At 54.0% G+C, this 13,084-nt stretch carries 11 protein-coding genes; 3 read left to right on the forward strand and 8 right to left on the reverse strand.

The features are described 5' to 3' along the window. Positions 1–70 precede the first annotated feature (70 nt). A complete protein-coding gene (locus ACQ4M4_RS24245) occupies positions 71–1,018 on the forward strand; it encodes a YihY/virulence factor BrkB family protein (protein ID WP_430687053.1) in 948 nt (315 codons plus the stop codon). Between the two features lie 143 nt (positions 1,019–1,161). On the opposite strand, the gene argC is transcribed toward ACQ4M4_RS24245, so the two are convergent. Next, positions 1,162–2,232, reverse strand: a complete 1,071-nt coding sequence (gene argC / locus ACQ4M4_RS24250; RefSeq protein WP_430687054.1) for an N-acetyl-gamma-glutamyl-phosphate reductase — start codon at positions 2,230–2,232, stop codon at positions 1,162–1,164. Positions 2,233–2,562: 330 nt separating this feature from the next. Here argC and ribBA point away from each other — a divergent pair, with 330 nt between their 5' ends. Next, a complete protein-coding gene (gene ribBA, locus ACQ4M4_RS24255; RefSeq protein WP_430687055.1) occupies positions 2,563–4,302 on the forward strand; it encodes a bifunctional 3,4-dihydroxy-2-butanone-4-phosphate synthase/GTP cyclohydrolase II in 1,740 nt (579 codons plus the stop codon). Between the two features lie 119 nt (positions 4,303–4,421). On the opposite strand, the gene ACQ4M4_RS24260 is transcribed toward ribBA, so the two are convergent. The 7 genes from ACQ4M4_RS24260 to purC all read right to left on the reverse strand — a co-directional run bounded on the left by ACQ4M4_RS24260 (position 4,422) and on the right by purC (position 12,188). Continuing rightward, positions 4,422–5,198, reverse strand: coding sequence for a pentapeptide repeat-containing protein (locus tag ACQ4M4_RS24260; RefSeq protein ID WP_430687056.1), 777 nt, complete (start codon positions 5,196–5,198; stop codon positions 4,422–4,424). Positions 5,199–5,244: 46 nt separating this feature from the next. Next, a complete protein-coding gene (gene lpxB / locus ACQ4M4_RS24265; protein ID WP_430687057.1) occupies positions 5,245–6,432 on the reverse strand; it encodes a lipid-A-disaccharide synthase in 1,188 nt (395 codons plus the stop codon). Between the two features lie 10 nt (positions 6,433–6,442). Beyond that, on the reverse strand, positions 6,443–7,321 hold the full coding sequence (gene lpxA, locus ACQ4M4_RS24270) for an acyl-ACP--UDP-N-acetylglucosamine O-acyltransferase (protein ID WP_430687058.1): 879 nt from the start codon (positions 7,319–7,321) through the stop codon (positions 6,443–6,445). Between the two features lie 38 nt (positions 7,322–7,359). Then, on the reverse strand, positions 7,360–7,890 hold the full coding sequence (gene fabZ / locus ACQ4M4_RS24275; protein WP_430687059.1) for a 3-hydroxyacyl-ACP dehydratase FabZ: 531 nt from the start codon (positions 7,888–7,890) through the stop codon (positions 7,360–7,362). A gap of 83 nt (positions 7,891–7,973) precedes the next feature. Further along, positions 7,974–8,912, reverse strand: coding sequence for a UDP-3-O-acyl-N-acetylglucosamine deacetylase (lpxC, locus tag ACQ4M4_RS24280; protein ID WP_430687060.1), 939 nt, complete (start codon positions 8,910–8,912; stop codon positions 7,974–7,976). Between the two features lie 5 nt (positions 8,913–8,917). Next, positions 8,918–11,293 carry a BamA/TamA family outer membrane protein gene (locus ACQ4M4_RS24285; protein ID WP_430687082.1) on the reverse strand — a complete coding sequence of 792 codons (2,376 nt, stop codon included), beginning with the start codon at positions 11,291–11,293 and terminating at the stop codon, positions 8,918–8,920. Between the two features lie 166 nt (positions 11,294–11,459). After that, positions 11,460–12,188, reverse strand: coding sequence for a phosphoribosylaminoimidazolesuccinocarboxamide synthase (gene purC, locus ACQ4M4_RS24290; RefSeq protein ID WP_430687061.1), 729 nt, complete (start codon positions 12,186–12,188; stop codon positions 11,460–11,462). Positions 12,189–12,800: 612 nt separating this feature from the next. On the opposite strand from purC, the gene ACQ4M4_RS24295 reads away from it, so the two are divergent. Then, a complete protein-coding gene (locus ACQ4M4_RS24295) occupies positions 12,801–13,049 on the forward strand; it encodes a DUF7219 family protein (RefSeq protein ID WP_430687062.1) in 249 nt (82 codons plus the stop codon). Positions 13,050–13,084: the final 35 nt, after the last annotated feature.

Below are 13,084 nucleotides of genomic sequence, written 5' to 3' on the forward strand. Positions count from 1 at the left end.
TTTCTCACGAGACTGGCCAAGCCATGCAGGATCTGGCAAAGTGTTGCAGGAGGGTTAACAACAAAAAGCCATGCAGAATTCGCGGTTCTGGCAATTTTGGTTCCACATCAATCCCAAAACCATTCGCCAAACCATTGCTCGAGTTGGCGACCATCGTCTTCCCGGTCTAGCCGCAGAAATGGCGTATAACTCAATGCTGGCTTTGTTCCCCGGAATTTTGGCCGTCATTACCGCTATTGGCATTTTCCAATCCCTCACCGAAACCTTTAACAACCTGGTACAGCAAATTAGCGAAATTGTCCCCGATCAGGCGATGAGCTTGATCGAAGATTTTGCAGCTGAAATCAGCACCAGCCGAGATACGGGTCTGTTTTCAATTAGCTTTGCGATCGCCATTTGGGCTTCATCCGGTGCTCTCAGCGCCGCCATGACCGCCCTCGATCAAATCCATCAAATTCCTCCCAAAATGCGCCGTCCCTTTTGGAAGGCCAAGCCAATTTCGCTATTGATGACCATTGGCACCATTTTGCTGGTGCTCACGGCCATCTTTCTGGTGTTTATTAGCGACCTGATTATTCGCCACGTTGCCAGCCAAAACGATACCTTTGCTCCGTGGGTACTGACCTCGTGGCGGCTGCTGAGCCTACCACTCGCGTTGGGCATTATGTCCATTACCTTTGGCTTTATCTACCGCTTTGGCCCGAGTCGCTGGCAAGAAGGCAAACCCATCATGCCCGGTGCTATTCTCGCGGCGGTGTTTTGGGCATTAATTTCCAATCTGTTTCGGTTCTATGTCAGCAATTTTGGCGACTATAACCGCACCTATGGGGCCGTAGGAGCGGTAATTGTGCTGCTGCTATGGCTTTACCTATCGTCACTGGTACTGCTGATTGGCGACGAGCTGAACGTGGTGGTAGGCGAGGCGATGTTGGGCAGAATTACTCCCCGGCCACAGGAACGTCGAGCAGTTCAATCGGCTTTATTCAACCGGGGCCAGCGCTCTCGCCGCAGTGATTGAGCCCTGCTGGGGCTGAGCCTTGCAATCACATCAGTACGGCAATTCGCTGAGCGCCCGGATGGCAAATCACACAACGAGCGATCACTGCACAGTCGCTCATGCAATCAGCCACCCTACAGCGCAGGCAAATTCGCACAGTAAGGTTATGGATAGAAGGCAAGCTGAGGTAGGCCCAGCGTTTCATCCCAACCCATCATCAAATTCAGGCACTGAATTGCCTGTCCGGCCTGACCCTTCAAAAGATTGTCGATCGCAGACATGACAATCACTCGTCCGGTGCGTGGATCAACCTCGATACCGATGTAGCACAGGTTGGTACCACAGGCCCACTTGGTTTGAGGATAGGTCCCACTCGGCAACACGCGCACCCACGGGGAGGTTGACGTACGGTAGAACGCATTGTAAATCGTGAGCAAGTCATCGCGCACTAGGCCGGGATCGCGCATCGTCGCATACACTGTCGCCAAAATTCCCCGCACCATGGGCACCAAGTGCGGCGTAAATTGCACCAGCACTTCATGTCCAGCCAAGTCGCTACACACCTGCTCAATTTCGGGGGTGTGACGATGGCGACCGCCGACTCCATACGCCCCAAACGAGCTATCAGCTTCGGCCAGCAGCATATTGGTTTTGGGCGGTTGCCGTCCGCCGCCAGAGGTGCCGGACTTGGCATCAATGATGGCGGTTTCTGGAATGATCAGCCCTTGTTTGAGCAATGGGGCGATCGCCAGCAAACTTGCCGTTGGGTAACAGCCCGGACAGCCTACCAGCTGAGCTTCGGCAATGCGATCGCGATAAAGTTCCGGCAGGCCATACACAGCCGTGCTGGCGATCGCCTGATCGGCGCGCTCTTGCCCATACCAACGCTCATAGGTCGGCAGGTCACTAAACCGATAGTCTGCTGACAGATCTAGCACCTTACAGCCCTTCTCCAGCAAGCGAGGCGCCATTTGAAATGCCAACCCATTGGGCAGGGACAGAAACACAATTTGACAGCGATCGCCAATCACCTCCAGGTCCACCGGCTCAACCACCAGCGGGACCCGATGCCCCAAGTGTGGATAAATATCGCCAAACAGCTTGCCCGCCGTACTGTTGCCGCCAATGTACACCAACTCTAGCAGCGGGTGGTCAAGCAAGAGGCGAACCAGCTGCACCCCTCCATAGCCCGACGCCCCAACAACCCCAACAGGAATCTTATTTGAATCACCCATCTCGGCTGACCCTACACACCAAATAACGAAACGACAGGAAGCACTAACTCAACCCGAATCATGGCCATAGCTGGGTGCCACACTCAGGAAACGCCGCTATGCCACATTTCCCAACCATGCCCGACCTAGGAATACTCAACGTGAATGATTAGTAGGAATACAATAAACTAACCTGCTAGATTGCGCTATCAAGCTAGGCATCGAATTCTAGCAAAATAGCTGATACAACAACTCTGCCCACCGAGGTCATCCTTCCACGCAGAACCTCGTTCTGGCAGATACAATGAGAAAACGCTTCAAGAAAATTTAAGATTTAATCGAGACGTTTCTGTGCAACCGCTTCACCTTTCCCAACCCAACCCTTCTGGCTCTACTTTGCCCTTTGAGTTTGACTCGATTGAGGCAGCCTTGGCCGATCTTAAGGCCGGGCGTATGATTGTCGTCGTGGATGATGAGAATCGCGAAAATGAGGGGGATCTCATCGGGGCCGCACAATTCGCCACACCCGACATGATCAACTTTATGGCGGTCGAGGCCAGGGGGCTGATTTGCTTGGCCATGTCGGGCGATCGCCTGGATGAGCTAGAACTGCCGCTTATGGTTAGCCCCAGCGCCTACGAAGACAGCAACGAGCAAACCGCCTTTACCGTTAGCATCGACGGGGCCGTGCACCTGGGCGTTACAACGGGCATTTCTGCCGACGATCGCGCCAAAACAATTCAAATTGCCATCAACCCCAGCAGCAAGCCCACCGATCTGCGTCGTCCGGGACACATTTTTCCGCTGCGGGCCAGAGAAGGTGGCGTGCTGAAGCGGGCAGGCCACACCGAAGCCGGGGTCGATTTGGCAAGGCTCGCAGGGCTATACCCAGCCTCGATCATTTGCGAAATTCAAAACCCCGATGGCTCCATGGCACGCCTGCCCGAGCTAATTGAATATTCCCGCCATTATGGGCTCAAAATCATTAGCATTGCCGACCTCATCAGCTATCGGCTAGAGCATGAGCGGTTTGTGCATCGCGAGGCGATCGCCGATTTACCCACACAGTTTGGCCTGTTCAAAATCTATGCCTACCGCAATTTGCTCGATAATTCAGAGCACGTGGCGATCGTTAAAGGTGACCCAGCCAGCTTCAGCGATCATCCCGTTTTGGTGCGGGTTCACTCCGAGTGCCTGACCGGAGATGCCCTGGGTTCGCTGCGCTGCGACTGCCGTATGCAGCTGCAAGCCGCCCTCAAAATGATTGAAAGCGCGGGGGCTGGGGTGGTTGTTTATCTGCGGCAAGAGGGGCGCGGCATTGGCCTAGTGAACAAGCTGAAAGCATACTCGCTGCAAGACATGGGGCTCGATACCGTCGAGGCCAACCAGCGCCTTGGCTTTCCAGCCGATCAGCGCAACTACGGCATGGGTGCCCAAATTTTGAATGATATTGGCGTGCATCAGTTCAAACTGGTCACGAACAATCCCCGCAAAATTGCCGGACTCAAGGGTTACGGTCTGGAAATGGTAGACCGAGTTCCCCTGTTGATTGAGGCGACGCCCTACAATGCCGATTATTTGGCCACCAAGGCCGAAAAGCTGGGCCATCTCTTCTTGCAAACCTATTTGGTCACGGTGGCGATTCGCTGGCAAGACAGCCCATCCATGACCGACAAGTATGAGCGGTTAGAAAAGCTGCGACACTTGGCCAAAAATCAAGATTTGGTGGTGCAAGAGGAGGTGCGTCCGGTGGCGATCGCCCTATTTGACCGTGCATCGTTGATTGTGCATTTAGGCGTCGAGAAACCCAATCCAGACCCGGTTCAGTGGTACGAGCAGCCCAACTCATCGCTGACTCAAGCAATCGCCCGCGTGTTGGACGACATCACCCGTTGGAATTCGGTGGAGCAGCTAGAGTTTTTGGTATCGACCGGGACAGACCCCATGCTGAACCTACAGGTGCAAATCGATCGGCAGCTTTTCCGCCTCGATCGCAGCGATCGCACCGATGCCATGCAGCCCTCGGCGCTCTTTAGCGATCTGCAAACTCAGCGCATTTATGCGTTCTCTACCCACAGCCCCAACGACTAAAGTCAAGCACCATCCCCCTCCATGTCATGGAGACAGTTGCGTAGAGATGGGGCGATCGCCCTATCTCTACAGCACCATTCGTTGGGGTCGGCTCGCAGCCATAGAAATTCCTTCGGTGGCTACAGAATGAACTGAAACAACATGCTGGCCAAACCACCCAAAAAGTCCAGGAAGCCGCTACGGCGCTTGGGCTTTTGGTCGGCTTCGGCTTGTTCAATCGCGCGAATGCCTTCCACAAACTGCACAGATGCAACCTGCCCGCTCGTATTTCCCTGTTGAAGATACATTTGCTCTGCCACTTGAGCATCTTGCACAGCCCCAACGGAATCGTTGATTTGAAACCGAGCCGCCCCACGCGCCAACACCGCATGGGCAAAATTGGGATTTAGCGCCAGCGATTGGTTAAAGTAGGCGATCGCCCCCCGAAAGTTGCCCCGCTGATTTTCCTGCAAACCCCACAAATAATAGTCCTCGGCAGACACGACCGTGGTCGGGGCACCGACGGCTCCATGCAAAATTGCCCCTTCCAGGTTTGCCCCTTCTAAATTTGCTCCAACGAGGTAAGCTTCGCGCAGGTCGGCACCGCGCAGGTCAGCCCCGCGCAGATTGGCACCGCTCAGGTTGGCATTCATCAGCCCCGCCCCAACCAAATTCGTGTTGGACAGGTTGGCTCCTGCAAGGTTTGCCCGGTTGAGGTTGGCCTGCATTAAGTTAGAACCACTCAAGTCTGCCCCTGGCAAATTGGCATAGATCAGTCCTGCCCGAGTCAGCTCGCATTGCTGACAGGAGCGGGTTGCCATTAGCTGTTGCACATGCTCCAAGTTCTCTGCACGGGCTGGCAGTGCAATTCCGAGGGAGGTCAACAGAGCGATCGCAGCCATGGAGTTGAGTTTCATGATCCCACCAATACGAAACGACACCAGGTTCAAGGAGTTAATCCCCTCAGGATAGCGCTCTCGTCCGGGATTGCATCAACATTTCTAGGATGATTTGGGCAGCGCGATCGCACACACCAGGCTCGCCCATGACTTGGCGCATTTCCTGATAATCCTCAAGGGTTTGACGACGGCGATCGGGGTTCAGCAATAGCTCCATCGCCGTTTGGGTAACCGCTGCGGGGGTGGCTTGATATTGCAAAAACTCTGGCACAATCGACCGCATCAGCATCAGATTCACGGGCGAAATAAATGGCACTGAAAACTTGAGGATATGCTCAGCAATCCAGGCTGTGAGCGGATTCACCCGATACAGCACCACCTGGGGCACGTTCATCAGAGCAATTTCTAGATTGACCGTGCCGGACTTCGTAACCGCCAGATCCGACGCTGCAATGACCGTTTCTGATTGTTGCAGCACAGGCGTAGCCCGCAGACCATAACGCCGAATCGCCTGCTGAATCGGCTGTTGAAACGATTCCATCGACACGGGAATCCAGAAATGGGCCTGGGGCAGTTTTTCTTGAATGTGTTGTGCCGCCTGGCACATGATGGGCAGCAAATACTTCAGCTCTTGCCGACGCGATGCGGGAATGAGGGCGATTGCTACCTGCTCTTCTGGAATGCCCAATGCTTGTCGGGCCAATGTGCGATCGGGAATCTGCTGGTGATAGTCTACTAGGGGATGACCGACATAGCTGACATTGGCTCCATTCCGCCCAAAGTAACGCGCCTCTTCAGGAAACACCGCCAACAGTTGGTCGGTAATGGTGACAATCCGGCGCGTATTGGCCGGACCAAACGACCACACCCACTCCTGCGGGGCGATGTAGTAAGCCGTGGGCACCTGCGGCAAGTATTTGCGCACAAATCCCCCAATGCGAACATTGGGAGCCAGGTAATCAATCATCACCACGGCATCGGGCGGATGCTGACGCAAGTAGCGCCCAGCCCGCCGTTGAATCTGAAATGTTGGCAAAATGTACGGCAACGACTCCACCAAACCAATGGAGCCAACGGCGGTGGTGTTCCCTAGCAGGGTTGCGCCAGCCGCCGCCATACGATCGCCCCCCAGCGCCAAAATTTCCAGCTCAATCCCTTGCCGTTGAGCCTGCCGATTCAGAGCCTGAATCAAGCGTGCTCCCTGCAAATCGCCAGAGACCTCGCCCGTGCTAATAAACAGCCGCGCCTTCATCGCTCAGCCTTCATAGCTCATCGTGGGCGCGACGCCGTTTTGCCGGAATCACGCCGCGACGATGGGTAGTTTGCGCCATGTGCAAAAACTGCCGCAAATGCTCCAGATGCGCATTGCCCGACATTAAATCCAGTTCTTCCAACGCCCGATTAAATGGCAACCCCGAGCGATACAACAAGCGATACGCCTTTTTCAACAGCTGAAACGTGACGCCATTTTCGTCATCTACCAAACCAGCACGCTTTAAGCCGACATGGTTGAGCGATCGCACCCGTGAAGGATTGCCCTCCACCAACATATACGGCGGCACATCCCGATCGATGCGGCTCATGCCCCCCACCATGGCCAATCGCCCAATATGGACAAACTGGTGAATGCCTAGTACACCGCCAATTGTGGCCCGCGATTCAATATGGACATGACCCGCCATCGACACATTGTTGGCAATCACCACCTGATTTTCCAACACACAATCATGCGCGACATGCACATAGGCCATGAGCAAGTTTTGATTGCCAATGGCAGTTGCCCCTCCTACCCGCGTAGCTCGATTGATGGTGACATACTCCCGAATCAGGTTGTCATCGCCAATCTGTACCCGAGTGGGTGAGCCGTCATACTTCAAATCTTGAGGCTCTAGGCCAATTGCCGCGCCCGCAAAAATTCGATTCCGCTCACCAATCTCAGTCCACCCGTCAATCACCACATGAGCACCAATATCGGTATTGGCCCCCACCTTGACCTGACTCCCAATCACTGCATAAGCACCAACCCGAACTGTCGGATGGAGCTCGGCACCAGGATGAATCACAGCCGTGGGATGAACTAGGGTAGACAAGTGTTTTGAGTCTTCAGAAGGATAAAAGGAACTGGGCTGAGCAATAACCAAGGTTCGGGATAGATGCGAGTAAAGGATAGAAAATAGCGTTAATCAACCAGGGAAAACATGAGCTTGCCCTCGGCGGCCAGCTGCCCATCGACCTCGGCACGACCCTGCATCCAGCCAAACCTGCGTGACTTAATCCGCAATAGCTCAACGGTCATGATCAGCTGGTCACCGGGCACAACCGGACGACGGAAGCGAACGTTATCAATGCCTGCGAACATAAATAGGCCAACGGGGATGTCGGGCAGCTGGGTCAACACCACTCCTCCCACCTGAGCCATGGCCTCAATAATGAGGACACCCGGCATGATGGGGCGACCCGGAAAGTGTCCCTGAAAATGGGGCTCATTTACGCTGACATTTTTGATGCCAACGGCTCGTTTTTCGGGCACAAATTCGATAATGCGATCGACTAAAGAAAAGGGATAGCGATGGGGTAGAAGCTTGTGAATCTCTTCTACGGTGAATACAGAGGGATAAGGAGCACGGCTCACAACGGCAGTTTCGACGGGGTCTTGCACCGAGGTGGGCTGAACGGGTGTGTCTGTATGCAGGTCAGTCAGTGTGGACATGGGCGATCGGTTACATCACTACGGTAAAAAGACAAACAGCGACCCTCAGGCAAAAGCCGAAGCATTGCGCGGAGCACTTAGGGTTAGGTCAGGTGTTGGGCTAAGCGTCGAGCCAATTGAGTATGCAAATGGTGGCTCGCCTTATAAGCAACAATGTGGGCACGTGGGGCCACATCCAACAAACTCAAATCTCCTACTAAATCTAAAAGTTTATGACGCACTGGCTCATTTGAAAATCTTAAGGGAGGATTTACCCATCCTTCGTGGCTACAAACGAGCGCATTCTCTAAACTTCCGCCTTTAATTAACCCAAGGGTGCGAAGATGGTCAATCTGATGGGCGAGCCCGAAGGTACGAGCAGGGGCGATCGCATCTTCGAATCGTTCATGCTGGGGCGACCAGCTATACCACTGATTGCCAATGGCAGGCAGTTCAAAATCGATGCCGTAGGAGAAACGAAGTTCAGGAGCCGGGATGGCGGCAACAAATGCATCCCCATCATAAAACCATACGGGCTGCGTCAGATCAGCAACATAGCGCGATGCATCGGGCTGAGCAATCACGCCTGACTGCGCGATCGCCCTAGCCCACTCTAGCGCCGAGCCATCCAGCAACGGAACTTCCGGCCCGTTGATTTCGATGCGGGCGTTATCCACCCCCATTCCAGCCAGGGCTGCCAGCAGATGTTCCACCGTGCGAATGCGAGCCTCGCCCTGCACCAACTCGGTCGAGAGGGTTGTTTCATGCACATACTCAATCCGGGCGGGAATTTCTGGCTGACCCGATAAGTCAGTGCGGACAATCACGCGACCCCGGTTTGGCTCAGCAGGCAGGACTTTCACCTCGGCTATCTCGCCGCTGTGGAGCCCAACCCCCGATCGCACAAATGAGGTTGCCAGGGTGTGCTGTCGTGTGCTGAACACCGATGAATCGGGAGCTGGAGCGACTAAAAGTCCAGCATCTCCTTCCAAGAGCGATCGCGCTGTCTCATCCCCATGCTGGCCTGGAAAATCTGCTGCCATGGTTCCTAAAAACGCTCCCCAATCCCGAAGTGAATTCGGCCATCTCCCTCATCATTGAAGCCATAATCCACCCGAATGGGGCCAATCGGAGACTGAATACGAACTCCCAAGCCATAGCCAAATCCTGACCCTGGCTTGCCGCGCACAACCGACGGTTCACCAATCACATCTGTATCCGTGCCCAGCGTGGTACCAAAGTCGGCAAACAGCGCTCCACCCACAATCGAGAACAGCGGAAAGCGATACTCAACACTGGCCAGAGCAAAGGCTCGACCGCTGCCCACATCTCCTGCGTCGTAACCGCGAACTGAGTCTGTTCCACCCAGCGAGAAGGCCTCGTAGGGGGGCAAATCCCCTAGCACAACGCCACCCTGCACGTTAAATGCCAGCGTTTCGGCCCCGTCGTTGAAGTTGGTAAAGTTCACTGGGACATAGAAGCTGTAGCTACCGCGCAAACGGTTGAGCAAAATGCTGCCCTGACCGATAGGCACCGATTGCTCTGTGCTTAAGCGCAGGAAGGAACCACTGGTTGGTGTTAACGCGCTATTGCGACGATCTTGAGAGGCAGACAGTTGGAGCAGCAACAGGTCATCCGTACCGCTGCCGCTGAAGCTGAGCTGATTGCCCAACTCATCCACCGTGGCCAGCCCTCCGTCCTGCTCTTGAATGCGAATGTTTTGATACTGCAAGCCTAGCGAAGCCCGCCAACCGTTATCTAACGGACGACCAAAGCTGACACCGCCACCCAAACGACGCACCCGGGGGCGATCGCCATTGGGCAAAAACACCTCAGTCTCCCCACCCTGAAACACAATGGGAATCGTCCGGCGGCTAAAAGCATTGACCGTGTAAGACGTGCGGTAAGGGTCGCCAGCAATCCAGGGATCGGTAAAGTTGACATCAAACAACAGATCGCGCTCACCCACCTGGAGTTCTGCCGTCAGGCGCTGGTTGTTGCCACCCAGGTTCCGCTGTTGGTAGCTGGCCGTTCCAAACAAACCACTGGCCGAACTAACGCCCACACCCGCCGCTAGCGATCCGGTTTGAGCCTCCACAACATTCACAATCACATTTACCTGGCGAGGATCTTCCCCAGGATTGAGCGTGACTCGCAAGTCGTCAAAAATCCCTAACTGGAAAGCCCGCTGCAAATCGCGTTCAATTTGCTGCCGATTGAACACATCTCCCGGCTCGGTCTCAAACTCGCGGGTAATGATGAACTCACGAGTACGGCCCCGAATGGGTTCACCCTCATCATTGGTGGCTTCACCATCTTCATTCAAAAATTGAACCTGGATGTCTTCAATAATCCCTTCCGCGACCACCAGCGAAACCACCCCATCTGGCCCCACGCGAGGCGCGTCAATGACCTGCGCCAGCACATAGCCATTGTCTTGATACCAACGATTCAGTTGGTTCACCCCATTCTGAAAGTCATTGAGGTTTAGGGTTTGACCGTATTGCGGGCCAAAAATTTCGTTTACAACTTCGTCTGGCAAAACCTGACTGTCAACCACGCGCACCCCTTGCAGCACCGGGTTTGGCTCAACGACAAAGGTAATGCGCACACCCAGGGGCGTATCGGTGGGCACAGCACGCACATTCGAGAAGAACCCGGTTGCGAAGACGGAGTTGATATCTTGCTGGAGCTGCGATCGCGTGGTGGTTTGTCCCGCCTGAGTTGTAATCGCGTCGTAGACCTCGTTTTCTAAGGCACCCGCTCCTTCAACCAACACTTCAGCCACGAGCACTCGCGGTTCCTCAGCGGGCTCTTCCGTAGCTTGATCGGGCGCACTGGGCGCAGATTCGGTCGGCTCCACCTGTGCTAATACAAGAGACGGAGCAAATCCTTTTTCCACCTCGCTTGCTACAGTTTGTACAGCCTCACTCGCAGGCTGAGCAACTTCTGCTGTCATTTCTCCCGCAGGCAACTCGGGCTGGGCAGCGATCGCCCCCTCGACAGGGCTTGTCACTCCCTCTTCGACTGGCACAACAGCTTGGCGGCTGCTTGCAGAGGTAGCAGACTTTAACGACTGAGCCGAGTTGATAGACGCAATAGAGTCAATACGCTCCGGCTGGCTAACACTGGCACCATCTCCAACCATGGATGTGTGCACCGTGGATGCTTCAGCAGTAGAGTGATCCCGCTCAGGCAGGACATCTGGACTCAGCCCCGTCGGTTGCGGCAGGATAGTCTGCAGTTCAGCCACAGACTGAGTAGATTCAGCAGATTCAACCGCATCCGAAACCGCTTCAGCCGACTCCAACCCCTGCTCACCAGAAGCCGACGGCACCGTTGACGCTTGCACCCGACCAGGACTGAGCGCACCCAACATCGCAGACGCAGTCAAAACTGCCAAAAAACCTGTCGAAAACCGCATATCTTTCACGCCTTTGACACCTCTTCACACCCAGCCCACAACAGAAGCTGAATTGCCTTACTAGCCGACAGACAGCACGATTTTGCCAAAAGTTCCACTTGAACCTTTTGGCCCATTCGCAGTGCATGAGCCGCAGCAATTTTACAGCATTGTCTCGCACTTCTACCTATATTGGTTGTGCCAGAACTCGATCTAACACGCGTTGATATGCAGCTTCGACATCTCCCAAATCGCGGCGAAAGCGATCTTTATCCATCACTCGCTTATCCGGATCCGATTCTTCTTGGTTCCACAGCCGACATGTATCAGGGCTAATTTCATCCGCCAAGATCAGGCGATCGCTCCCATCAACTCCAAACTCCAGCTTGAAATCCACCAGGGTAATTCCACAGTTCTGGAAAAAGGCCGACAGCACCTCGTTGATTCTGAGCGCGAGCGATCGCAGCTCAGCTACTTGGTCTGGTGTGGCCAACTGCATCACCCGCAGACGATCCTCTGTCAGCAACGGATCACCCAAGTCATCATTTTTGTAATAGAACTCCACCAATGGCGGATTCAACTCGGTCCCCTGAGCAAGCCCGGTTTGTTTGCATAAACTACCCGCCGCCAAATTGCGCACTACAACTTCAATGGGCACAATCTTGACCGCACGCACCCGCATTTCATTGGCCGATGGGCAGTCAACAAAATGGGTAGGCACCCCCTGAGCCTCTAGCATTTGAAACAAATGGCTCGACATTTTGCAGTTGATTTCGCCCTTGCCAACAATGGTGCCGCGCTTTTGGGCATTGAAGGCCGTCGCGTCATCTTTAAAGAAGGTCAGCAGTACGTTGAGGTCCTCGGTGGCATAGAGGATTTTGGCTTTTCCTTCGTACAGCTTTTGCTCGTAAGACATAAGTGCAAGTCCGGTTAGCCCGGATGAAAAATTCGCTTATTTATTCTACCGAGCCAAGTTCTTGCCGCTGCCAAGGCTGACAGCAAACTCCACATTCTGGGGCTCGCCCTGTTCCCTCAATCTACATCCAAGCCATTCCGCCAAATTGCGCATTGCCACTTGGGATGCCGCCATCCGATCATGGGCATCATCCGCTGCAATCTCATACTCCAGTGAGTTCAGGCTAATGAGTGCAGGGCGATGAATTCAGGCCGACCCCAGCAAATCAGCCACGAAGCTCCCAAACAGCTGCGGTATGGCCCATGGCTCTAATTCCATCAACAGCTCAACAACAACTCAGCCCGTCGCTTTGGTTTAGCCTCAACACAGCCAGATTTTTCCCAAAGACAGCAAATTCAGCTGCAGATTAAGGCCAGGTTAACAACCTGAGGATGAGACTGTATTGAATCGTTTAATCCAAAGGACAGATTTTTTTGCCAAACGCTTGCTCCGCCGAATCAAAAAGATCTTGTAGAGGTGCATGAAGCAATGATGAATATATTGTTGAACGCTAAGATTTAGGTTAACTTTAAGTTAAGGATTGATATTCGGATAATAAAGAGGTGGGTTGCGATGTCTGAGCGTTCTGACTTTTTAGTGCCTCGCAGTCGTTACTACGGCGAAGTGAGACCCCAAAATCTCGTGTTCAACGCCAATCTTCAAGAGTTTTCGCAGCGCGTTAGCTTGATTTGCGGCCTAGAAACTAACGGCAAACTCACCCCTGAAGAATCCTATAAGGAGATTAAATCTCTTTGGAAGAACCTGAAGCGCTCCAAGAAAATGTTGAAAGTTGGTGAGAATCCATTCTCCGAAGAAGGGTAGGATTTCGCTCTATCGTTCAACGTCGCAGCGTGATA

It is taken from the genome of Leptolyngbya sp. AN02str, from assembly GCF_050565595.1.
In the GTDB taxonomy this organism is placed as follows: Bacteria; Cyanobacteriota; Cyanobacteriia; order Elainellales; family Elainellaceae; genus Kaiparowitsia.

What these genes read in the sequence shown, in the direction of transcription:
- ACQ4M4_RS24260 (WP_430687056.1), bottom strand. Translation starts at nt 5,198, where the DNA reads ATGAAACTCAACTCCATGGCTGCGATCGCTCTGTTGACCTCCCTCGGA.
- lpxC (WP_430687060.1), bottom strand. Translation starts at nt 8,912, where the DNA reads ATGGCAGCAGATTTTCCAGGCCAGCATGGGGATGAGACAGCGCGATCG.
- lpxB (WP_430687057.1), bottom strand. Translation starts at nt 6,432, where the DNA reads ATGAAGGCGCGGCTGTTTATTAGCACGGGCGAGGTCTCTGGCGATTTG.
- ACQ4M4_RS24285 (WP_430687082.1), bottom strand. Translation starts at nt 11,293, where the DNA reads ATGCGGTTTTCGACAGGTTTTTTGGCAGTTTTGACTGCGTCTGCGATG.
- purC (WP_430687061.1), bottom strand. Translation starts at nt 12,188, where the DNA reads ATGTCTTACGAGCAAAAGCTGTACGAAGGAAAAGCCAAAATCCTCTAT.
- fabZ (WP_430687059.1), bottom strand. Translation starts at nt 7,890, where the DNA reads ATGTCCACACTGACTGACCTGCATACAGACACACCCGTTCAGCCCACC.
- ACQ4M4_RS24295 (WP_430687062.1), top strand. Translation starts at nt 12,801, where the DNA reads ATGTCTGAGCGTTCTGACTTTTTAGTGCCTCGCAGTCGTTACTACGGC.
- ACQ4M4_RS24245 (WP_430687053.1), top strand. Translation starts at nt 71, where the DNA reads ATGCAGAATTCGCGGTTCTGGCAATTTTGGTTCCACATCAATCCCAAA.
- argC (WP_430687054.1), bottom strand. Translation starts at nt 2,232, where the DNA reads ATGGGTGATTCAAATAAGATTCCTGTTGGGGTTGTTGGGGCGTCGGGC.